This window comes from Microbacterium cremeum (genome assembly GCF_015277855.1).
In the GTDB taxonomy this organism is placed as follows: domain Bacteria; phylum Actinomycetota; class Actinomycetes; order Actinomycetales; family Microbacteriaceae; genus Microbacterium; species Microbacterium cremeum.
In genome coordinates this window covers 3,141,307-3,164,175 of the sequence record NZ_CP063812.1, presented here as the reverse complement: position 1 = coordinate 3,164,175, position 22,869 = coordinate 3,141,307, and the positions used below count along the sequence as shown (strand labels likewise).

17 protein-coding genes are annotated in these 22,869 nt (G+C 71.7%); 2 read left to right on the top strand and 15 right to left on the bottom strand.

What is annotated here, in order from left to right; all coding sequences use genetic code 11:
- Positions 1–7: 7 nt before the first annotated feature.
- Positions 8–406 carry a DUF1304 domain-containing protein gene (locus tag IM778_RS14260; protein ID WP_194409492.1) on the top strand — a complete coding sequence of 133 codons (399 nt, stop codon included), beginning with the start codon at positions 8–10 and terminating at the stop codon, positions 404–406.
- A 7-nt stretch (positions 407–413) separates the two neighbouring features.
- Here the strand turns inward: IM778_RS14260 and IM778_RS14255 are convergent, their stop codons facing one another.
- The 4 genes from IM778_RS14255 to IM778_RS14240 form a co-directional block, all read right to left on the bottom strand.
- Positions 414–1,028 carry a thermonuclease family protein gene (locus IM778_RS14255; protein WP_194409491.1) on the bottom strand — a complete coding sequence of 205 codons (615 nt, stop codon included), beginning with the start codon at positions 1,026–1,028 and terminating at the stop codon, positions 414–416.
- Between the two features lie 64 nt (positions 1,029–1,092).
- Positions 1,093–1,500 (bottom strand): transferase, encoded by a 408-nt coding sequence (locus IM778_RS14250; RefSeq protein ID WP_194411901.1) that lies wholly within the window; start codon positions 1,498–1,500, stop codon positions 1,093–1,095.
- Positions 1,501–1,794: 294 nt separating this feature from the next.
- Positions 1,795–3,171 (bottom strand): aspartate aminotransferase family protein, encoded by a 1,377-nt coding sequence (locus tag IM778_RS14245; protein WP_194409490.1) that lies wholly within the window; start codon positions 3,169–3,171, stop codon positions 1,795–1,797.
- Between the two features lie 110 nt (positions 3,172–3,281).
- Positions 3,282–4,850, bottom strand: coding sequence for a CoA-acylating methylmalonate-semialdehyde dehydrogenase (locus IM778_RS14240; protein WP_194409489.1), 1,569 nt, complete (start codon positions 4,848–4,850; stop codon positions 3,282–3,284).
- Between the two features lie 89 nt (positions 4,851–4,939).
- Here IM778_RS14240 and IM778_RS14235 point away from each other — a divergent pair, with 89 nt between their 5' ends.
- Positions 4,940–6,601, top strand: coding sequence for a PucR family transcriptional regulator (locus tag IM778_RS14235; protein WP_228484566.1), 1,662 nt, complete (start codon positions 4,940–4,942; stop codon positions 6,599–6,601).
- A gap of 51 nt (positions 6,602–6,652) precedes the next feature.
- On the opposite strand, the gene IM778_RS14230 is transcribed toward IM778_RS14235, so the two are convergent.
- The 11 genes from IM778_RS14230 to IM778_RS14180 all read right to left on the bottom strand — a co-directional run bounded on the left by IM778_RS14230 (position 6,653) and on the right by IM778_RS14180 (position 22,849).
- The gene (locus IM778_RS14230; protein WP_194409488.1) at positions 6,653–7,693 is read right to left on the bottom strand and encodes a zinc-dependent alcohol dehydrogenase family protein; all 1,041 of its coding nucleotides are present in this window, start codon (positions 7,691–7,693) and stop codon (positions 6,653–6,655) included.
- 93 nt (positions 7,694–7,786) lie between these two features.
- Positions 7,787–8,137: a cupin domain-containing protein gene (locus IM778_RS14225; protein WP_228484565.1), complete on the bottom strand. Its 351-nt coding sequence runs from the start codon at positions 8,135–8,137 to the stop codon at positions 7,787–7,789.
- The gene (locus IM778_RS14220; RefSeq protein WP_194409487.1) at positions 8,134–9,564 is read right to left on the bottom strand and encodes an NAD(P)/FAD-dependent oxidoreductase; all 1,431 of its coding nucleotides are present in this window, start codon (positions 9,562–9,564) and stop codon (positions 8,134–8,136) included. The genes IM778_RS14225 and IM778_RS14220 overlap by 4 nt, the downstream gene beginning before the upstream one ends.
- Positions 9,565–10,027: 463 nt before the next feature.
- A complete protein-coding gene (locus IM778_RS14215) occupies positions 10,028–10,582 on the bottom strand; it encodes a cysteine hydrolase family protein (protein ID WP_194409486.1) in 555 nt (184 codons plus the stop codon).
- A 173-nt stretch (positions 10,583–10,755) separates the two neighbouring features.
- Positions 10,756–12,411, bottom strand: a complete 1,656-nt coding sequence (locus IM778_RS14210) for an amidohydrolase (RefSeq protein WP_194409485.1) — start codon at positions 12,409–12,411, stop codon at positions 10,756–10,758.
- Positions 12,412–12,567: 156 nt separating this feature from the next.
- The gene (locus IM778_RS14205; RefSeq protein WP_194409484.1) at positions 12,568–13,485 is read right to left on the bottom strand and encodes an ABC transporter permease; all 918 of its coding nucleotides are present in this window, start codon (positions 13,483–13,485) and stop codon (positions 12,568–12,570) included.
- On the bottom strand, positions 13,482–14,426 hold the full coding sequence (locus IM778_RS14200) for an ABC transporter permease (protein ID WP_194409483.1): 945 nt from the start codon (positions 14,424–14,426) through the stop codon (positions 13,482–13,484). Before IM778_RS14200 ends, IM778_RS14205 begins: the two co-directional genes overlap by 4 nt.
- Entirely contained in the window at positions 14,419–15,603 is a 1,185-nt protein-coding gene (locus tag IM778_RS14195; protein WP_194409482.1) for an extracellular solute-binding protein, read from the bottom strand. The genes IM778_RS14200 and IM778_RS14195 overlap by 8 nt, the downstream gene beginning before the upstream one ends.
- A 114-nt stretch (positions 15,604–15,717) precedes the next feature.
- On the bottom strand, positions 15,718–16,917 hold the full coding sequence (locus IM778_RS14190) for an ABC transporter ATP-binding protein (RefSeq protein WP_194409481.1): 1,200 nt from the start codon (positions 16,915–16,917) through the stop codon (positions 15,718–15,720).
- Between the two features lie 273 nt (positions 16,918–17,190).
- Positions 17,191–17,979 (bottom strand): Fpg/Nei family DNA glycosylase, encoded by a 789-nt coding sequence (locus tag IM778_RS14185; protein WP_194409480.1) that lies wholly within the window; start codon positions 17,977–17,979, stop codon positions 17,191–17,193.
- Positions 17,972–22,849: an Lhr family ATP-dependent helicase gene (locus tag IM778_RS14180; protein ID WP_194409479.1), complete on the bottom strand. Its 4,878-nt coding sequence runs from the start codon at positions 22,847–22,849 to the stop codon at positions 17,972–17,974. The genes IM778_RS14185 and IM778_RS14180 overlap by 8 nt, the downstream gene beginning before the upstream one ends.
- Positions 22,850–22,869 lie beyond the last annotated feature (20 nt).

Here is a 22,869-nt window from a genome sequence, read left to right as displayed (position 1 = left end):
TTCGCTCATGATCGCGATCCTCGCCACCGCCTTCGCCGCGCTCGCGGCACTGCTGCACGTCTACATCTTCGTCATGGAGAGCGTGCAGTGGACGCAGCCGAAGATCTGGCGGCGCTTCGGCCTCGCCGACCAGACAGCCGCCGAGACGACGAAACCCCTGGCGTACAACCAGGGGTTCTACAACCTGTTCCTCGCGGTCGGCACCGTGCTCGGCATCGTGCTCTTCCTCACCGGCGCGGACGAGAGCGGCGTGCGTGCAGCGGGACTCGCCCTCGTGCTGTTCAGCCTCGGCTCGATGGTCGCGGCGGCGCTCGTGCTGCTCACGACCGGTATGAAGTACCTGCGTCCGGCACTCCTCCAGGGCACGCTGCCCCTCATCGGGTTCGTGCTGTACCTGTTCGCGTAGAGCGGGCTCAGCCGCACGCGCCCCACCTGCCGGCACCGGATGCCTCGGCCTGGGCCTGCGCGGCGGCCAGCAGATCGTAGAACGCCACGTTCGGCCACACCCGGATCGCCTCGGCGTCGCCCGCCGCGACGAGCTCGTGGTTCACGAAGCGGCCGTCGTCGGTCCACAGGTTGAACAGCGCGCGATCGTAGCGGTCCCACGTCTCGGTGTCGGGCGCCGCCCACACCGTGGACCCCTCGGGCAGCAGCTCGGCCAGATGCGCACGGGCCTCGTCCGCCCAGCACTCGGGAGAGGGTGTGCCCTCGGGCGTGTCGATGCCGATGAGCCGGACGCGGATCGGGTTCGACGTCGCCACGACCTCGTTCGGCTCCTGCATGCGCGCCTCGATGGTGTCGCCGTCGAAGACGTACGTCACAGTGAGCGCGAAGGCGTCGCCGGGGCGCGACGGGAGGCCGTCGGCCGGCGCAGCGGACGCGTTCGAAGGAGCGCTGCTCGCGGTCGGGCCGGCCTCTGCCCACGGCATCCGTCCGCTCGCGGCGAGCCAGACGACCGCGACCACCACCGCGAGGACGAGGGCGACCGCGAAGGTCGCGCCGCTGCGGCGGGGTCGTGCGGACGCCATCGCGCCAGGCTAGCCCAGCACCGCGGAGATTCGCCGTCCGCCGGGCTGTCCGCAGACCGGTGGGTCAGGCGGCGAGCCGCAGCCCTCGCCGGTCGGTGGCGACGCGCTCGCCGTCGGCGATGGTCTGGTCGTCGCCGATGAGCGAGCCCCCAGCGACGCGGGCGTCGGTGCCGACCTGGGTGCGAACGCCGATCTTGGCGCGCGGGCCGATGGCCGCGCGCGGTCCGATGTGCGCGTGGGGCGCGATCTCGGCGTCGGGACCGATCACCGCATCCGACTCGACCCATACGCCGCGGCCGACATGCGCGCCCGCGGCGATCTGAACGCCCGGTTCGACATAAGCGCCCGCTTCGACGATCGCGCTCGGGTGCACCTTCGCGCCGTGCGCGATGAGGCCCCGACCGTTCACGTGCTTGCGGTAGCGCAGCGTCTCGCCACGGTCGTTCTCGATGTCGACGTAGTTCTTGCCCACTGTCCCCTCCTGCAGCCCCGGCATAGGGCTGAGTACATGGATAACCACAGGCGTCGTCGTTTCATTCCCGCGCATCGGATCCCGCGCATCGGCCCCTGCGCATCGGGCCCCGCGCACCGGCCCCCGCGCACCGGCCCCCGCGCATCGGGCCCCGCGCATCGGCCCCTGCGCATCGGCCGCCGCGCACCGGGCCCGGGCCCTTCCGCTCCGCAGTCAGGAACGGCGGGTGCGAGGGGGTGGGTGAGGACGAAAAGTGACTGCGGAGCGAGGGGGAGTGGGACGAGAGGGGGAGGATCAGCGGGCGGCGTGCTCGTCGGCGGCTGCGAGGGCGCGGTCGATGACGTCCAGGCCGCGCACGAGCTCGTCCTCCGAGACGACGAGGGGCGGGGCCACGTGCACGCGGTTGAAATGGGTGAACGGCCACACCCCGTCCCGCTTGCACGCCGCGGCGACGGCCGCGACGGGTGCGGCATCCGCCCCGCTCGCGTTGAACGGCACGAGCTGCTCGCGGGTATCGCGATCCTTCACCAGCTCGATCGCCCAGAACAGGCCCATTCCGCGCACGTCGCCGACGGACGGATGCCGCGAGGCGATGTCGCGCAGGCGCGGCTCGACGACGCGCGAGCCGAGGTCGCGCACGCGCTCGAGGATGCCATCGCGCTCGAAGACCTCGAACGTCGCGACGCCCGCCGCGCACGCGAGAGGGTGTCCGGAGTACGTCAGACCGCCGGGGAAGGCGACCGTGTCGAAGTGTGCGGCGATGCGGTCCGAGATGACGACGCCGCCGAGCGGCACGTACCCGGAGTTCACGCCCTTCGCGAACGTGATGAGGTCGGGCACGACGTCGAAAGCCTGGAACGCGAACCACTCGCCCACGCGGCCGAACCCGACCATGACCTCGTCGGCGATGTAGACGATGCCGAAGCGGTCGCACAGTTCGCGCACGCCGGCGAGATACCCGGGCGGAGGTACGAGCACGCCGTTGGTGCCCACGATCGTCTCGATGACGATCGCGGCGATCGTCGAGGCGCCCTCGAGCACGATCGTCTGCTCGAGGTGCTCGAGCGCACGCTGGGTCTCCTCCTCGGGCGTCGACGAGTGGAACGCCGAGCGGTAGGGGTAGGGCCCGAAGAACTTCGCGACCGAGCCGTCGGCGGGCTCGTTCGGCCAGCGCCGCGGGTCGCCCGTGAGCGAGATCGCGGTCGCCGTGTTGCCGTGGTAGCTGCGGTACATCGACAGCACCTTGCGACGGCCGGTCACCAGGCGCGCCATGCGCACCGCGTTCTCGTTCGCGTCGGCGCCGCCGTTGGTGAAGAACACCTTCTCGAACCCGTCGCCCGCGACCCCGGCGATGCGGCGCGCGAGCTCGCCCCGCACGTCGTTCGCCATCGACGGCTGGATGGTCGCGAGTCGGCCCGCCTGGTCCTGGATGGCGCGGACGAGATCCGGATGCTGATGCCCGAGGTTGAGGTTCACCAGCTGCGAGCTGAAGTCGAGGTAGGCATTGCCGGCGTAGTCCCAGAACGTCGAGCCCTCGCCCGCGGCGACCGGCAGCGGGTCGATGAGGGCCTGCGCGCTCCACGAATGGAACACGTGCCCGCGGTCGTCGGCGCGCACGCGCGCATCGGCCTCGAGATCGGGCTGGAGTCCGGTGAGAACGGTGTCGGTCATGGGGGTGTCCTTCGGTTGCTGCGTTCGGTCTCGCTTCGCTCGCTCGATGACCGAGGCCTCCCGGTGCACTCGGTCGTCAAGCGAGCGAGGAACGAGCGAGACGATGCGGGTCAGTGGTTCTGGGGGAAGCCGAGGTTGATGCCGCGGGTATCTGAAAGGCTGCGGGTGGCGGGGTCGAGCCAGCGGGCGGTGATGGCCTTCTCGCGGGTGAAGAAGTCGAAGCCGTGCATTCCGTAGGCTTTGGCGTCGCCGAACAGGGACTGCTTCCAGCCGCCGAAGGAGTGGTAGGCGACGGGGACGGGGATGGGCACGTTGATGCCGATCATGCCGACCTGTACTTCGTTCTGGAAGCGGCGGGCGGCGCCGCCGTCGTTGGTGAAGATCGCGGTGCCGTTGCCGAATTGGCCGGAGTTGATCAGGTCGAGTCCTTCGTCGTAGGAGTCGACGCGGATGACGGAGAGGACCGGTCCGAAGATCTCCTCGGTGTAGGCGCGGCTGCTGGTGGGGACGCGGTCGAGGAGGGTGGGGCCGAAGAAGAACCCGTCCTCGTGTCCGTCGACGGTGTATCCGCGGCCGTCGACGACGATCGTCGCGCCGTCTTGCTCGGCGATATCGACGTAGGACGCGACTTTGTCGCGGTGCACGTCGGTGATGAGCGGGCCCATGTCGGGCTCGACACCGTCGGCGCCGGCACCGTTGCCGATGCGGAGCTTGCCGATGCGGTCCTGGATCTTGGCGATGAGGTCGTCGGCGACCGGCTCGACGGCCAGCACGACCGAGATGGCCATGCAGCGCTCTCCGGCGGCGCCGTAGCCGGCGTTGACCGCTTGATCGGCGACCAGGTCGAGATCGGCGTCGGGAAGGACGAGCATGTGGTTCTTCGCGCCGCCGAGCGCCTGTACCCGCTTGCCGTGCTTCGAGGCGGTCTCGTAGATGTACTGCGCGATCGGCGTCGACCCGACGAAGCTGATCGACTGCACGTCGGGGCTGGTGAGGAGCCCGTCGACGGCGAGCTTGTCGCCCTGAAGAACGGTGAAGACGCCGTCGGGAAGCCCCGCTTCCTTCCACAGCTGCGCCAGCCACAGCGACGCGGACGGGTCCTTCTCGCTGGGCTTGAGCACCACGGCGTTGCCGGCGGCGATCGCGATCGGGAAGAACCACATCGGCACCATCGCCGGGAAGTTGAACGGGCTGATGATGCCCACGACGCCGAGCGGCTGCTTGATGGAGTACACGTCGATGCCGTTGGAGGCGTTCTCGGAGTAGGCGCCCTTGATCAGGTGCGGGAACCCGGTGGCCAGCTCCACGACCTCCTGGCCGCGGAGGATCTCACCCATCGCGTCCGAGCGCACCTTGCCGTGCTCGGCCGTGATGATCGCCGCGAGCTCGGCCTTGCGCGCGTTCAACAACTCGCGGAACGCGAACAGCACCCCCTGCCGCCGCGCCACCGAGTAGCCCGACCACACCTCGAAGCCACGCACCGCCGACGCGATCGCAGCATCCACCTCCGCCTCATCGGCCAACGCGACCTGCGCGCTGACCGCACCCGTCGCCGGGTTGAACACCGGCGCCGTGCGACCACTCGCCGACGCGCGCTCCGCCCCATCGATCCAATGTCCGATGACCCGGATGGCGGCGTCCGGCGCCGCGTCGGCGATGGTGGTCTCGGCGATGGTCATAGGTCGTCCTCTCAACTTTCGGACAGATCGTGTGGTGATCACGTAGGCTTGGCGAAACCCAGCCTGACAGAGAAGAAGAGGCGATCACGGTGCCCGACCGTCGCGAAGATTCGATGATCCACACGGATCGTCCGAGTGATCGATTCGCCGACGAGACCCTGCCGACGGTGCGCGAGGTGATCGCGCTCGACGCGGTCGCGCAAGGCGTGCCCGAGGTGCTCGTCGGCGACGAAGCGCTCGATGCCCGCGTGCGCTGGCTGCACGTGTCCGACAGCGCCGGGGTCGCGCGCCTCCTCGATGGCGGCGAGCTGCTGCTGTCGACCGGATCGTCGTGGCCCGCCGAACCCGCCGACCTCCGCCGCTTCATCGGCGAACTGTCGGACGCCGGACTGTCGGGCCTCGTGCTCGAACTCGGAACGCACTACCACTACGTGCCCGCCGTCGTGGTCGAGGCGGCGCGCGAGCGCGGGCTCGCGTTGGTGGTGCTGCACCGCGAAGTGAAGTTCGTGACCCTGACCGAAGCCGTGCACAGCCGCATCATCACGGGTCAGACCGACGCGCTGCGGGCGCGTGACGAAGTACGCGAGCGATTCACCGCGCTGGTGCTGCGCGGTTCGCCCGCTGACTTCATCGTGCACCAGCTGGCCCAGACCCTCGGCGCCCCGGTGATCCTCGAGAACCTCGCCTACGAGGTAGTGGCGTCAGAGGTGCCGCTCGCGCTGGAGGAGGAGCTCTTCACCGAGTGGGAGCTGCGGTCGCGGTCCGCGCATCGCCGCGCCGAGCAGCGCCGCCGGCAGGGCGGGGCGCCGGGGGTGGAGGACTGGCTCATCGTCCCGGTCGAGGCACGAGGCATCCGCTGGGGCAATCTCATCGCGCTGCCAGGACCGGAGCACGCCGCCGGACGCACCGCCGTGCTCGAGCAGGGCGCGATCGCCCTGGCCGTCGGCCGCCTCGCCGACGGCGACACCGACGAGTGGGCCAGCATCAGCCGCCGCCGGCTCGTGGACGGTCTTCTCGCCGGGCGCTTCGCCGGCGTCGGCGGCGCCGCCGCGCGCATCGAGGCGGCCGGCCTGCCACTGCGCGGTGCCGGGCTGTACGGCGTCGTGGTGTCGGGCGCCGCCGTCGCTGCGGAGCGGGCGGATGCCGCGGCTCGCGCCCTCCGCGGGCGCGCCCTGGCCGGATCCGCTCCCGAGGGCGTCCCGGCGCCGTCGGCGGTGATGCTGCTCTCGCTTCCGGGCGAGGTGGTGTTCGACGACGACGCGGTGGTCGCGTTCGCCCGCGCCCTGGTCGACCCCGCAGACCTGGACCGTGTCACGGTGTCGGTCGGGCGGCGTGCCGACGGCATCGAGGCGGCGCTCACCTCGCTGCACGAGGCGGTGGGCCTCGCGCGCGGGCGCCGCCGGAGAGCCGGGCGCGGCCCGCACCTGCGGCGGGCCGAGAACCGGCCGCTCGTGCAGCTGGTGACCGCGCTGCGCGACGACCATCGCGTGCTCGAGCACGGCGAGCGCATGCTCGCGCCGCTCATCGCGCACGACCTTTCCCGGTCGGGCGACCTGCTCGACGTGCTCGAGGCCATGCTCGCGCACCCGGGCAACCGCACCGCCGCGGCCTCGGCATCCCATCTGTCGCGATCGGTCTTCTACCAGCGCATCGCGCTCATCGAAGAGCTGCTCGGTACCGACCTCGACGACGGCGAGACCCAGACCGCGCTGCACCTCGCGCTGCTCGTGAGACGTTCCGCGGGCCGCTGACCCGCGCCGCGGGCTCGACGGAGGTCCGACACCGTGGCAGAGTCCGCGGGGTCAGGCGCGCCGCGGGTCGATCATCGTCATGCCCGCCGGCGCCGAGTCGGCCAGGGCGGGCAGCACCCGGGCCGCCTCCTCGAGGTCGATCACCCGCTCGATGAGCCGCTCGGGATCGAGGGCGCCGCTCTCGATGAGCGCGAGCATACCGGGGTAGTCGGCGGCGGCCATGCCGTGGCTGCCGAAGACATCGAGCTCCCACGCGATGACGCGCGCCATCGGCACACGCGGATCGCCCTCGACCGGAGGGAGGAGCCCGATCTGCACATGGCGGCCCCGACGGCGCAGACTGTGGATCGCGTCGGCGCACGTCTGCTCGCTCCCGACCGCGTCAACGGCGATGTGCGCGCCGCCGCCGGTGAGCTCATGCACGGCGGCCGGGATGTCGCGGCCATCGGCGGTGAGGACGTGATCGGCTCCGAGCGATCGGGCCGCGGCGAGGGCGCCCGCACCCCTGTCGACGGCCACGACCCGGGCGCCGAGCGCCTTCGCGATCATGACCGCGCTGAGGCCGACGCCTCCGGCTCCGATCACGACGATCCACTCCCCGGACGCGAGCCGCGCGCGGCCGACGAGCCCGCGGTACGCGGTGGCGAACCGGCACCCGAGGCCCGCGGCCGCCTCGAAGCTCACCGACTCGGGGATCGCGACGAGGTTCGTGTCGGCCGCGTGCAAAGCGACGTACTCGGCGAACGAGCCCCAGTGCGTGAAGCCGGGCTGCTGCTGATCGGGGCACACCTGGGCCTCGCCGCGCAGGCACCACTCGCACGCCCCGCAGCCGCACACGAACGGCACGGTCACGCGATCGCCGACCGCCCACTTCGCGACGCCCGTGCCGACCTCGGCGACCACGCCGGCGAGCTCGTGCCCGGGCACGTGCGGCAGGGCGATCTCGTCGTGCCCGGCCCACGCGTGCCAGTCGCTCCGGCACAGACCGGTCGCGTGCACCCGCACCACGACTCCGCCCTCCGGCGCGCTCGGTGCCGCGACATCCCGCACCTCGGGCCTCGCGCCGACGGCGTCATACACGACAGCTCGCACCGCGACATCCTCTCATCCGGCGCCGGCCTCGGAGCCCGAGACCAGGCCCGCGGCGCCGGCCTCGGCCTCGGAGTCCGAGACCAGGCTCGCGACTCAACCCGCGACGTAGACCTTGCGCAGCGTCTCGTGCACGGTCCACACCGTGCGCATCCCGGCGGTGAGACGCACCACCGATCCGGGTCGCAGCTCGACAGGCGGCAGCGGCGGCTCGTCGAACACCACCGTCGCCGAGCCCGACAGCACCACGAACACCTCGTCCGCCTCGACATCCCGCATGGCTCCGGGAGACATCTCCCACACCCCGATCGCGTCCGTCAGCTCGACGAACCCGGTGCTCGGGGAACCGGCCACGGTCTGCTCGCCGGGCACCGACTCGTGCGCGAGGGCGAGGGTCGCGGCATCCGTCACCGTGCCGGGCTCGAGGCCGTCGAACGGACCGCTCACGAGTCGAACCCCAGCCCCAGCGCGTCGAGCGTCTTCAGCAGCAGGTTGCGCCGGCCGCGGTTGTGGTCCGCCCGGTCGAGCGACCACCGCGTGGCGTTGATGCCGATCGCGGCGGCGGGCTCAGGCGGGAACGGCAGCGGCCGCTTGCGCACCATCTCGAGCTCGGTCCGCTCGTTCGAGACTCCGTCCAGCAGGTCGAGCATGACGTCCGCGGCGAACCGCGTCGAGCCGACGCCGAGTCCTGTGAAGCCTGCGGCGTACGCGACGCGACGCTCGCGCGCCGTGCCGAAGAACGCCGTGAACTGCGTGGACGTGTCGATCGCCCCCGCCCACCGGTGCGTGAAACGCAGGCCCTCGAGTTGCGGGAACGTCGTGAAGAAGTGGCTCGCGAGCTTGCGCCACGTCTCGGGCCGGTTCTCGTACTCGGGCTTCACCTTGCGGCCGTAGTGGTAGATCGCGTCGTACCCGCCGAACAGGATCCGGTTGTCGCGACTCAGGCGGTAGTAGTGGAACTGGTTCGCCATGTCGCCGATGCCCTGCCGGTCGTGCCAGCCGATCGACGCCAGCTGCGCGTCGGTGAGCGGCTCGGTCATGAGCACGTAGTCGTACACCGGCACCGTCATCAGGCGGTTGCGCTTGAGGAGCGACGGGAACACATTCGTCGCCAGGACGGCGCGGGATGCCTCGACCCTCCCGCCCTCGGTCGCGACGGTGACTCCGGGACCGGACGTGTCGATGCCGGTGACGGGCGAGCGTTCGAAGATCTCGACCCCGCGCTCTTCGCACACGCGCGCGAGCTCGGCCGCCAGCCGCGCCGGATGCACGAGCGCGCAGGTGCGCTGCTCCCACACCGCCGCGAGGTACGTGGGGGAGGCGACGGATGCCTGCACCGCCGCGCGATCGAGGAAGACCACGCCCTCCTCGCCCTCGGCGGCCCACTCTTCGAGCCACTCGAGCTGGTGCGGCTCGACTGCCGGCGCCAGCTGCCCGGTGCGCTCGAACTCGAAGTCCATGCCGTACCGGGACTCGGCCGCCTCGATCGCGTCGAGGTTCTCGAGTCCGAGGCGTTTCAGCGTCGGCATCTCGGCGGGCCACCGCGACTGGCCGTTCTCGTCGCCGTGCGTGAGGCTCGCCTCGCAGAAACCGCCGTTGCGGCCCGAGGCCGCCCAGCCGACGCGCTGCGCCTCGACGACCACCACGGTGGCGTCGGGATCCCGCTCCTTCGCGAGCAGCGCGGTCCACAGCCCGGTGTAGCCGCCGCCGACCACGACCAGGTCTGCCCGGTGCGTGCCGACGAGCGGTGGACGGTCGGGCGTGAGCGAATCGGGAAGGTCGTCGCGCCAGAACACCGAGTGCGCGGTGCCCGTGAGGGAGTGGTCGACGACGGATGCTGCCGGCCGCTGTCGTTCGAAGACGGTCGTGCCCAAGGGGTATCAACTCCGTTGCGTAGGGTTTCGTCCATCCTCCCGCGCGGGCGCCGGCCGCGGCATCCGGTCGCTGTCAGGACTTCGGGTGCCGCCGGACAGGCTGTCGGGGGTGTCGGGCTGTGGGGAAGGTTGCGCGTGTCGCAACTCCGCCTGAACCGGCCGTCAGCTGAGCGCGGCCCGCAGGAGTCCGTCGAAGGGCGTCGCGCGAGCACTGGGGAGGCGGCGTTGCGGCACGCGACGTGTCCGACGCGACGACTGACTGGCCGGGGCTCGGCGGCGGCGCACTTCGACGGACGGGGCGCGCGGGCGTGTCGCAACTCCGCCTGAACCGGCCGGCAGATGGATGCGGGCTACGGAACCTGGGCGCGAGCGCGGAACACCGCGGAGGACGAGGAGGAGTTGCGACACGCGCAGGCCCCGGGAGCTGGCGTCGACCTGGGTCGCAGCGTGCGCGGCGGCGGCGTCAGCGGGCGGCGACCTCGGCGACGAGGGTGCCGGCATCCGTCACCCTCGCGTAGCTGCCGAGCGAGGCCATGAACGCCGCGTGCACCTGGGCGCCGGGCACCTTCGCGCCGGCGAACTCGAGGTCGGGTGCGGCGCACGCGTCGTGCGCGACCGCGACACGGAAGCCGAGATCGGATGCCGCGCGCACCGTCGCATCGACACACATGCTCGACATCATCCCGCCGACGACGAGTTCGTCGGGATCGGCCGCGCGCAGCAGCGCCTCGAGGCCGGTGCCGAGGAAGGCGTTGGGGTGCGCCTTGACGACGACATGCTCGTCGCCCTGGGGCGCCACGCGCGGGTCGATCTGCACGCCGGGCGTTCCGGGCGCGAAGAACGCGGCATCCGGGGCATCCCACACGTGCTGCACGTGCACGACCCGCTCGTGTGCGCGGCGGAACCCGTCGCGCAGACGCGCCGCGGCGACGGCCGCCGCATCCGGTTCGACGAGCGGATGGCGTCCGCCGGGGAAGTAGTCGCGCTGGATGTCGATGAGGAGCAGCAGCCGGGTCACCCGCTACAGCCTAGAACCGCTACGAGGGTTCGGTTCCGCGGTTCGGTTCTGCGTTTCGTCTCTGCGTTTCGTCTCGCTTCGCTCGCTCAACGACCGGGGGCTCGCGCAGCGACCGAGGGCTCGCTCAACGACCGGGGGCTCGCGCACGGGAGGAACGAGCGAGACGAAACGCGTCAGGAATCCGGCGCGGCGTAGACGCGCTCGCCCTCGACGAAGGTCTGCAGCACACGGGTGGCCCCGATCTCGTCGGCAGGTCCGGCGAACGGGTCGCGGTCCAGCACCGCGAGATCGGCGTACTTGCCGACCTCGATCGTGCCGGTGACCTGGTCGAGGTGGTTCACCCACGCCGACCCGGCCGTGTAAGCCGTCAAGGAGGTGGCGAGATCGATCGCTTGCTCGGGGAGGAACGCGTCGTATTCGCCCTCCTCGTGCCCGGGCGCCGCCTTGCGGTTGACCGCCGTGTGGATCGCGGCCATCGGATCGGGCGTCGACACCGACCAGTCGCTGCCGGCCGCCAGCACCGCGCCGGCACGCAGCAGGTCGCCGAACGGGTACTGCCACGCGTCGCGCGGCGAACCGAGGAACGGCAGGGTCAGGTCGACCATCTGCGGCTCGTACGTCGCCCACAGCGACTGCATGTTCGCGGCGACGCCGAGCTCACGGAACCGCGGCACATCCTCCGGGTGCACCACCTGGATGTGCGCGATGTGGTGACGGTTGTCGCCGCGGCCGTTGCGGGCGATCGCGTGCTCGACGGCATCGAGGCACTCGCGCACCGCGCGGTCGCCGATCGCGTGGAAGTGCACCTGGAATCCCTCGGCATCGAGGATCGGCACGGCCTCGTTCAGGATCTCGGGCGCGACGAACGAGATCCCGGAGTTGTCGGTGAAGTGTCCGTGGCCGTCGCAGTAGGGCTCGAGCATGGACGCGGTGAAGTTCTCGGCGACGCCGTCCTGCATGACCTTGACGGATGTCGCGGCGAAGCGCCCGCCGCGGTAGCGGTCGCGGCGCTCGAGGATCGACGGGATCTGCTCGAGCCCCGCCGTGCGGTCCCACCAGATCGCGCCCACCACGCGTGCCGTCAGCGTGCCGTCGGCGGCGGCCTGGAGGTAGGCCGGACCCGGGTCTCCGGCATCCCCGTACGATCCGACGATCGCGTCCTGCCACGCCGTGATGCCGAACGAGTGCAGGTAGCGCTGACCCACGAGCAGCGCCTCGGTGAGCCGCTCGAGCGACTCTTCGGGCAGTAGCCGGTTCACGAGGCTCATCGCGCCCTCGTGCAGCGTGCCGGACGGCGCACCGTCGGCGTCGCGCTCGATGCGGCCGTCGGCGGGATCGGGGGTGTCGCGGTCGATGCCCGCCAGCCGGAGGGCCGCCGAGTTCACCCAGGCGCCGTGACCGTCGCGGTTCGGGAAGAACGCGGGCCGGTCACCGGTCACCCGGTCCAGCACGGCCGCGGTCGGCGTGCCGCCGGGGAACGCCGACATCTGCCACCCGCCCCCGAGGATCCACTCGTCGTCGGGGTGGGCGTCGACGTAGCGCGTGATCGCCGCGAGGTACTCGTCGGCGGTCGCGTACTCGGCCAGGTCGCAGCGCAGCATGTCGAGCCCGCCCCACACCGGATGCACATGCGCGTCCTGAAACCCGGGGATCAGCATCCGTCCTCGCAGGTCGATCGTCTCGGTCGACGGGCCGACGAGGTCGGTGAGGTCTCCGGGCGCGACGGCGATGATGCGGCCGTCCTTGACCGCGACGGAGCCGGCGCGCGAGCGCACGGTGTCCGCGGTGAAGACGGGCCCGCCCGTGAAGACGAGATCGGCGTACGGCATAGGTCTGGTCCTTCTTCGCCGAGAGTGCATGTGGTGGACGAGGGAGAGGGAGCTTCCCTGCCCCTCGTCCACCAGCTGCACTCTCGCGGCTGGGTGAGGTGGGAGAGGGGGAGGGGGAGGGGGAGAGAGGGAGAGGGGGGATGCTGCGGGTGGGGGTCAGCCGCCGGTCATGGTGCGGGCGATCTGGGTCGCGGAGTCGCCGGCGCGCCGGAGCACGAGCGCCACGAGCGCGAGGGCGACGAGCGTCAGCAGCAGCATGATCGTCGACACCGCCGCGATCTCGGGGCGCAGGCCCGACCGCACCGCCGACAGCACGTACACCGGCCACGGCGTCGTGCCCGACACCTGCACGAACGCGGCGACGATGGTGTTGTCGAGACTCAGCGTGAACGCGAGCAGGAAGCCCGCGAGCACCGCCGGCATCGCGAGCGCGAGGGTCACGCGACGGAACGTCGTGAACGGATTGGCGTAGAGATCGGCGGATGCCTCTTCGAGATTGGCATCCTGACCCACGAGCCGTGCGCGCACGATGTACGACACCACGGCGGTGGCGAACAGCGACGAGCCGATCGACAGGCGCACGATGCCGTCGTTGAACATCCCGATCCCGGCGTCCTGGCCGAGGAACACGAACCAGGGCAGCAGCGCCACCGCGTCGACGATCTCGGGCGTCACCGAGACGAGCAGCAGGAGCCCGAGGAACCACCACACCCACTTGCCCGGGTGACGCGCCATCGCGATGCCGGCCAGGGTTCCGAGAACCGTCGCGATGATCGCCGCGATGAACGCGGTGATGAGCGACACCCTCACGGCGTTCTGGATCGCCGGCTTCTCGAGGATCGTCGCGAACGCGTCGAACCCGAAGCCGTCCCACGACACCAGGAGGCGCCCGGTGTTGAACGAGTAGATGACGATCACGATGATCGGCAGGAACAGGAAGAGCATCACCAGCACTCCCCACACGCCGAACGCGACGTCGGACCACGGGCGGTGCGCGCGGCGGCGCGGAGCGCGCGGAACGTCCGACCCTTCGCGCGACTGGAGGAGAGTCTGGGTCTCGGTCACCTGGGTCACGTCGTCACCTCCACGCGGGCCGGGATCGCGGCATCCGTCGTCGTCTCCTTCTCGGGGGCGGGGCCCAGCACCAGCCGGCTGCGCGAACGGAACGGCAGCGCGATGAGCCAGATGACGACCGCGGCCACGCCGATCGTCAGCATGATCACGAGCATCAGCAGCACCGCCATCGCCGAGCCGAGCGCCCAGTTCTGCGCCGTCTGGAACTGGCTCGCGACGAGTTGCCCGACCATGTTCCCCTTCGCGCCGCCCAGGACGGTCGCGGTGATGTAGTCGCCCATCAACGGGATGAAGACCAGCAGCACGCCGGCCACGATGCCCGGCCGCGACAGCGGAAGCGTCACGCGGAAGAACGTCGAGATCTTTCCCGCACCGAGGTCCTTCGATGCCTCGCGCAGCGCCGGCCCGACGCGGTCGAACGCGACGAACAGAGGCAGGATCATGAGCGGCAAGTAGTTGTAGACCACGCCGATGACGACGGCGGTGCGGGTGTACAGCAGGTCGAGCGGGCCGTCGAGCATGCCGATCGACTGCAGCAGCCACGACAGCCACCCCTCGGGCGCCAGGATCACCTGCCAGCCGATCGTGCGCACCAGGAAGTTCGTCCAGAACGGCACCAGCACGAGCGCGATGAGCAGGCCACGCCGCTGCGGCTTGACCTTGAACGCCATCCAGTACGCGACCGGGGCGCCGATCAGGAAGCACAGCACCGTGCCGATGATGCCGACCCACAGGGTGTTCTGGAACGTCGCGAAGAACGTGGGCGACACGGCTTCGACGTACCGGTCGAACGAGAGGATGTCGTTCGCGTGCGTGCCGAACACCCCCGGCTTGTAGCCGAAGCTGAACCACACCACCATCGCCACGGGGGCGACGAAGAACAGCAGGAGCCACGCCCACGCCGGAACGGCCAGCGCGGCTCCCGCCGAGCGGCTACGCACCGGCCGCGGCCTTCATCTCGTTCCAGATCTCGACGCGCGTGGTCTGCGAGTCGTTGAGCTCCTGCTCGTACATCATCTCGAGCATCGCCGGATCGAAGAAGATGAGCTCGGGCATCTCGACGCCGGCGTCGATCGCGGTCTGCTCCATGTCCTTGCCGCCGACGTTGTAGCCGATGTAGTCGAGGTTGAGCAGCAGGTTCTCGGGCGTCATCGAGTAGTTGATGAACGCGTGCGCGGCCTCCGGGTGCGGCGCACCGGCGGCGATCGCCCAGTTGTCCATCCACAGCTCGGTCTCGGGGCCGGGGAGCACCCACTGCCAGCGCTCGGGATCGCTCGACTCCAGCATGCCCAGGCGGGCGTCGCCGTTCCACGCCTGCATGAGCACCTGGGTGCCCTGCGGGATGGCGTTCGTTCCGGGGTACGAGTCGAACGCCGAGATGTGCGGCGCGATCGTCTCGACGAGGAACGCGCGGGCGGCCTCGAGCTCGTCGGGGTCCTCGGTGTTCCAGTTGATGTGGTTGGCCCAGAAGTACGAGCCGACCACTCCCGCGGGGTCGTCCGACATCGAGGTCTTGCCGCTGGCCTCGTTCTGGGCGGCGTCGAAGAAGTCCGCCCACGTCGTCAGCTCGCGCGTGATCACCGTCTTGTCGTAGACGTAGCCGGTGGTGCCCCACGCCTTGCAGACGGAGTAGTCGTTCGTCGGGTCCCACGACCGGCCGAGGAAGGCGGGGTCCATGTTCGCCATGTTCGGGAGCAGGTCCTTGTTGAACTTCTCGAGCAGCCCGTTCTCGATCATCTGCGGGATGAAGACGCCCGTCGGCACGACGATGTCGTAGCCGGACGTGCCCTTCGCGGCGACGAGCTTGGCGATGAGCTCCTCGTTCGACGAGTACGAGTCGAGGGTGACCTTGGGGCCGAGCTCGTCGGTGAAGCCCGAGACGACGTCGGGCGAGTCGTAGTCGCCCCACGTGTACACCGACAGGCTGCCCTCGAGGTCGCCGCCGGTGGCCTGCGGCGCCGGCGACGAGCCGCCGCCGGGGGCGCACGCGGCGAGGACGGTGGCTCCGCCGGCGAGCGCGGCGAAGCTGAGGAAGCGGCGGCGCGACAGCTCGCGCATGATGACGGGCGCCCCGGCCTCGGGGGCGAGGATGCGGAGGGGGTTGCGGGACTCGTTCATCGGTGTCTCCTGGTTCGGGTCGGAGCCGGTGAGGCGGCTGTGCTGTGGGGCCGGCAAGCCGGCGGGAGTTCGGGATGCCGCGGCTGAGGTCGGCGCGGGTGCGGCGGGTGCGGATCAGGCGGTCGGCGGGGCGATGTAGCCGCCCTCCTGCGCGGCGTCGTCGGCGGGGAACAGCAGGACGTGATGGGCGGCCCACGTGCACACCACGCGATCGCCCACGGTCAGCGAGGGCGCGTCGGGCGTCGGGCGTCGCACGATGAGGCTCTGGTCGTCGCCCAGCTGCACCAGGTACTGCATCGTGTCGCCCAGGTGCGACACCCCGATCAGCTCGCCGCGTGCGACGTTGGCGTCGGAGAACGTGCCCGGGGTGGTCTCCGAGCCGCCCTCTGCGGGACCTGCCGACGGGTCCTTCTCGATGCGGATGTACTCGGGGCGCACCGCCGCTTCGCCGAGATTCGTCGTCGTCAGGGTCGCCGACGTGGCGCGCACGAGAGCGTGGGCGGAGCTGATCGCCGCTCCGGCCTCGGCCACCGGACCGCGGAAGAAGTTCTGCTGGCCCACGAACGCCGCGACGTACGCCGACGCGGGGCGCGCGTACACGGTGTCGGCGTCGGCGAGCTGCTCGATGCGACCCGCACGCATGATGGCGATGCGGTCGCTCATCGACAGCGCCTCGCCCTGGTCGTGGGTGACGAACACGAACGTGATGCCGAGGCGGGACTGCAGCAGCTTCAGCTCGAGCTGCATCTCTTCGCGCAGCTGACGGTCGAGGGCGCCGAGCGGCTCGTCCAGGAGGAGGACCGCGGGGCGGTTCACCAGCGCCCGGGCCAGTGCGATGCGCTGCTGCTGGCCGCCCGAGAGCTGCGTCGGCTTGCGGTCGCCGAAGCGGCGCATCTGCACGAGGTCGAGCGCCTGCGACACGCGCTCGCGCACTTCGGACTTGGGGGTGCGTCGCTGCTGCAGCCCGTAGGCGACGTTCTCGGCGACCGAGAGGTGCGGGAACAGGGCGTACGCCTGGAACACGGTGTTGACGTCGCGCCGATACGGCGGCACGCCGCGCACCGGACGTCCCGAGATGCGGATGTCTCCGGCATCCGGCTGCTCGAACCCGGCGATCATGCGCAGCGTGGTCGTCTTGCCGCAGCCCGAAGGGCCCAGCAGCGAGATGAACTCGCCCGGCTCGATCGTCAGCGACAGGTCGTCGACGGCGACCTGGTCGCCGTAGTACTTCGTGATTCCCGCGAGCACGACGGCTCCGCGCGAGTCTGTGGCCGTGGTCGCGGCGGTCGGGTCCGCCTCGGTCGCAGTGGTCACCTGGTGACGCCCTCCTGATCGCGGGGCCGCGCGGCGATGCGCGGTCGAGTGTGTGAGGTATTCAATATCGCGGCGGCGTCCGCGGGCAACGCATCGACCGCTGAACCGGACGATCCGCGGTCCGCCGGGTTCGGGTGCGACAGATCGTCCGGGTGTGTGTAACGGGCAGGAAAACGCGGTGTTTCAACGCACACGCGCTGAAACGGCGACGGATGCCGGAGCCGCGGCCGACAGATCGTCCGTTGCGCGATCGTGATGAACCACGGCCGGCGGTCACTGCTGGCAGGTCGGGCACCAGAACACGATGCGCTCCCGGCTCGGGTCGGCCCCCAGCGCGCCGCCGCGGATGAGCGTGCCGCATCGGCGGCACGGCCGCCCCTCGCGGCGGTACACCCAGGTCGTCTGCCCGCGGCGTGCGTCGCCGGTGAAGGTGCGATCGACGCGGTCGCGGTTGGCGCGGATCATGCGGGCGCCGAGATCCACGACGGCTGCGGCATCCGTCTCGTTCGCGGGGGTGGTGGGAAGGATGCCGCGCACGAACAGGATCTCGTTGACGTACTCGTTGCCGAATCCGGCGATGTTGCGCTGATCCTGCAGTGCGACGTGCACGGGGCGGGTGTCGGCGCCGAGGCGCCGCGCCGCCTCGGCAGGGTCCCAGTCGTCGGCGAGCGGGTCGGGCCCCAGGTACTCGACGAGCGAATCCTCGTCGCGCGTGGGCACGACGGCGATCTCGGCGAGGTCGAAGCCCACCGTCTCCCACTCGGCGCCGCCGGCGGCCGTCGCGCCGATGACGGCGCGCGCCCGGAAGGCGGGCGCGCGCCATCGCTCGCCGCGGCGGTAGACGTGCCACTCGCCCTCCATCTTCAGATGCGAGTGCAGCGTGACCTCGCCGATGCGGTGGAGTAGGTGCTTGCCCCGCGCGCGAACCCCGTGCACGGTCTCGCCGCGGAGGTCGACGGTCGCGGCCTGCGGCACGCGCAGCTCGAACCGCGTCACGGTCGCGCCCGCGAGCACGGCGTCGAGCCGGCGGGCCGTTCGGTGGACGGTGTCGCCCTCAGGCACGAGCGCCCTCGCGCAGCGCATCGCCGGCGGTGAGCCGGCGCAGCGTGAGGCCGCGCGGCGACTCGACGAAGCCGGCTCCACGCAGGGCACGGCCGACGGTGGTGCCGTACACGAACGCCCCGTTGACCTGCTCGATCGTCAGGGTGTCGAGGTGGCGGCCGCGAGCCGTCGCCGCCAGGTCTCGCGTCGCGGCAGCGAGGACTCCCTCGTCGCCGGTGAACGCCAGGGCCGACTTGCCTCCGCGCTCGAGGTACAGCGCCAGTGCGCCGTCGACGAGGACGACGAGGGCGCCCGCCTTGCGTCCGGGGCGATGCCCGACGCCGTCGAGCGCCGGCCACGCGAGGGCGGCGCCGTACGGGTTGGCCGGGTCGGTCGCCGCGAGCGTGACCGCACGCAGCGGGGGCGGATCCGGCAGCCCTGCGAACTCGCGCAGCCGGTCGACGGTCGGCGAGGCCGCGAACTGCGCCGCGCCGAGCTTCTCGATCACGTAGCCGCGACGGCAGTGCCCGGCCTCTTCGAAACCCGCCAGCACGCGATAGGTCTGCGCGAACCCGCCGGGCACGCCCTCAGCTTGCACCGCCCCGCGGGTCACCACGCCGTACCGGTCGAGCAGCAGGCTCGCCGACGCCGTCGCGCGCAGCGCCGCGTCGGGCTCGGGCGCCGGGAGCAGAGACCACCGGCCGCCGATCGCGGGCGGACGGGGAGGGACCGCCGCGGCGACCGCTCTCACCGCCGCCCCGCGGTACAGGCGTGCGCGCGGCGTGCGCCTGGACACCCGGTGCGCCTGCGAGCCGCCCGAGACGAGGGTGCGGACGGGTGCGAACGTGTCGTTCGTGACGCGGCCCGCCCATGTCAGGCGCCACAGCGCCTCGACGACGGACTGCTCGTTCTCGGCGCCGGCGGTCTGCCGCAGCTGGCTCGCGAAGTAGGCGCCGCCGCCCTCGAGCGCGGCGAGCAGCTGCGCGTCGAGGGACCCCGGCGCGGGGTCGTCGGCCGCGTCGGGCTGCGTGAGGGTGAGCGGCAGGGCGTCGACGGGGTGCAGCGCGATCCAGCCGTCGCGGCCGGGGAGGCTGCCGTGCCCGGACCACACCACCTCGCCGGTCGACGTGAGCTCGTCGAGCATGCCGGACGTGTAGTCCGCGACGCGCGCGGGCAGCACGAGCGACTCCCATGCGCTCGCCGGGATCGGCACGCCCGCCAGCTGTTCGACGACGGCGGCGACGCCGTCGATCCCCTCGAGCGGCCGTGTGACGTGCTGCCACACCGGCAGGAACCGGGCGTAGGCGTCCTGCGGGACCGGCTCGACGCTGCCGCGGATCGCCGCGAGCGACCGCATCCGCAGCCGGCGCAGCACCTCCGTGTCGCACCACTCGGCGTCGTCGGTGCGGGTTGTCGCGGGCGCCGATCCCTCGGGGAGGAAGAAGCCGCTCGTGACGCGCCCCTGCGACTCGAGTCGCTGCAGCGTGAGCCGGGCGACCGCGACGCCGACGCCGAGACGCTCGGCAGCGGCATCCGCCGTGAAAGGACCGTGCGTGCGCGCGTAGCGGGCCACGAGGTCGCCGAGCGGATCGGCGACGGGTTCGAGGAACGCGGTCGGGATGCCGACCGGCAGCGCCACGCCGAGCGCGTCGCGCAGGCGCCCGGCGTCCTCGATCGCCGCGATGCGCGTGACGCCGGCGATCGTCACCGGGATCGCGCGCCGCGCCGACACGAGCTCGTCGAGCAGTCCGGCGGCCTCGGCCCCGGTCGCGTGCCCGGAGTCGCTCGGGGGATCGGTCTGTTCGCCCGCCGTTGTGCGCTCGTCGACCGGCTCAGGATCCGCGCCGCGTGCCGAGGCGTCCGAAGGCTGGAGGCGCGCCGCCACCTCGGCGGCATCGAGGGGCCCGAGCAGGCGCAGCAGGTCGGCGACGCCCTCGAGACCGCGGGCGCGGCGGTCGGGATCGAGCCGCTGCACCTCGCGCTCGAACTGAGCGATGACGTCGGGGTCGAGCAGCTCGCGCATCTCGACCTTGCCGAGCAGCTCGCCGAGCAGCGCCGGGTCGACCGACAGGGCGGCTGCCCGGCGTTCGGCGAGCGGGGAGTCGCCCTCGTACATGAAGGCGCCGACGTACCCGAACAGCAGGTCGCGCGCGAACGGAGACGGCTGGGCCGGCTCGGTCTCGATGAGGCGGATGCGCCGGTCGCCGATGCCGCGCATGAGCCGCAGCAGCGACGGCACGTCATAGACGTCCTGCAGCACCTCGCGGAGCGTCTCGAGGATGATCGGGAACGTCGGGTAGCGCCGCGCCACCTCCAGCAGCTGCGCCGACCGCTGCCGCTGCTGCCACAGCGGCGTGCGCTTGCCGGGGTTGCGCCGCGGCATGAGCAGCGCGCGCGCCGCGCACTCGCGGAACCTCGAGGCGAACAGCGCCGAGCCGCCGACCTCCTCGGTCACGAGCTGGTCGAGCTCGTCGGGATCGAACACGAACAGGTCGGCGCCGGGAGGTTCGGCCGCGGCATCCGGAATCCGCGCGATGATGCCGTCATCGCTCGCGACCGCGGAGCCGTCGACGCCCAATCGCTCGCGGATGCGCGCGTTCACCGCCAGCGCCCAGGGCGCGTGCACCTGCATGCCGTACGGGGAATGGAGGATGACGCGCCAGTCGCCGACCTCGTCGCGGCCGCGTTCGACGGTGAGCTGCCGGTCGGTCGGCAGCGTGCCGGTGGCCTCGCGCTGCTCGGCGAGGTAGGCCAGCAGGTTGTCGCGCGCGTACTCGTCGAGGCCCGCCTCGCGCAGGCGCTCGTCGGCTCTACCGGGCTTCGCGGTCGACACCTCGCGCGAGAACCTGCCCAGCGCCTCGCCGAGCTCGGCGGGCCGGCCGATGCCGTCGCCGTGCCAGAAGGGCACCTTGCCCGGCTGCCCGAACGCCGGGATGACGTTGACGCGGTCGTGGGTGATCTCGACGATGCGCCAGCTGGTCGTGCCCAGCGTGAACACGTCGTTGACGCGGGACTCGTACACCATCTCTTCGTCGAGCTCGCCCACGCGCGCGTTCTGCGACTCGCCCGCGACGAAGACGCCGAAGAGCCCCCGGTCGGGGATCGTCCCTCCGCTCGTGACCGCGATGCGCTGCGATCCGGGCCGGCCGGTGAGGACGCCGAGGTCGCGGTCCCATACGACGCGCGGCCGCAGCTCGGCGAACTCGTCGGAGGGGAACCGGCCCGCGATGAGGTCGAGCGTCGCCTCGTACGCCGAGCGGGGCAACGAGCGGAAGGGCGCGCTGCGCTTGAGCGTCTCGTACCAGCCCTCGACGTCGACAGGGCCGACGGATGCCGCGGCCACCGTGTGCTGCGCCAGGATGTCGAGCGGGTTCTGCGGCACCGCGATCGCCTCGATCTGCCCCGCGAGCATGCGCTCGGTGACGATCGCGGTGTGCAGCACGTCGCCGCGATGCTTGGGGAACAGGGCCGCCCGGCTCACCTCGCCGACCTGGTGCCCGGCGCGGCCGATGCGCTGCAGACCCGATGCCGCGCTCGGCGGCGCCTCGACCTGGATCACGAGGTCGACCGCGCCCATGTCGATGCCGAGCTCGAGGCTCGAGGTCGCCACGACGCAGCGCAGCGCACCGGACTTGAGCTCCTCCTCGACCTGCGCCCGCTGCTCCTTCGACACCGAACCGTGATGCGCCTTCGCCAGCACCGGCTCGGCGCCGGCCGTCGCCCCGGCCTGCGCCATCATCGCGGCCGGCATTCTCCGCGGTTCCTGCGCCTGCCGATCGGCGGGCAGCTCGAGCCCGAGCCGCTCGGAGTAGATCTCGTTGAGCCGCCCGGTCAGCCGCTCGGCGAGCCGCCGGGAGTTGCAGAAGACGATCGTGGAGCGATGCTGCAGGATGCGGTCGACGATCGCCTCTTCGACGTGCGGCCACACCGAGCCGGTGACCGCGGTCTCGGGCGCCCCCGATGCCCGGCGACCGCCGCCGGCCGAGCCGTCGGCGAACCAGTCCTCGTCGACCGGCGCCTCGTCGGCGTCGGATGCTTCGGCGTCGCCGGGCGCGGCGACCGGTTCTTCGTCGCCGGACCGGTACGGGCTCGGCGGGGGCGGCGGATTCAGCATGTCGTCGATCGGCACCACGACCCGCATGTCGAACGCCTTCGACGCGCGCGGTGCCACGATCTCGACGGGTTCGGCGCCGCCGAGGAACCGCGCCACCTCGTCGATGGGGCGCACGGTCGCCGACAGGCCGATCCGCTGCGCCGGCGCAGCCCCGGGATCGTGCGCGCGCCGCAATGCGTCGAGGCGCTCGAGGCTCACCGCCAGGTGCGCGCCGCGCTTGGTGGCGGCGACCGCGTGCACCTCGTCGACGATGACCGTGTGCACGTCGCGCAGCGTCTCGCCCGCCTGGCTCGTGAGCATCAGATACAGCGACTCGGGTGTCGTGATGAGGATGTCGGGCGGGTTCTGCACGAGCTTGCGGCGATCGCCCGACGGCGTGTCGCCCGACCGCACGCCCACCGTGACGTCGGGCACCGCGACACCCAGGCGCCGCGCGGACTGCCCGATGCCGACCAGCGGCGACCGGAGGTTGCGCTCGACGTCGACGCCCAGCGCCTTGAGCGGAGAGATGTAGAGCACGCGGGTCGCGGGGGATCCGGCATCCCGTCTGCGCTTCGCGGCGCCGTCGGGACGGACCGGCTTCTCGTGGAACAGCCGGTCGATCGACCACAGGAAGGCCGACAACGTCTTGCCCGACCCGGTGGGAGCGACCACCAGCGCGTGCTTGCCGGCCGAGATCGCCTCCCACGCGCCGGTCTGGGCGTTCGTGGGGGCGGCAAACGCGCCGCGGAACCAGTCCTGCGTCGCAGGACCGAACCGCTCGAGGACGTCGCCCATGCCTCCATCTTGGTCGGGAT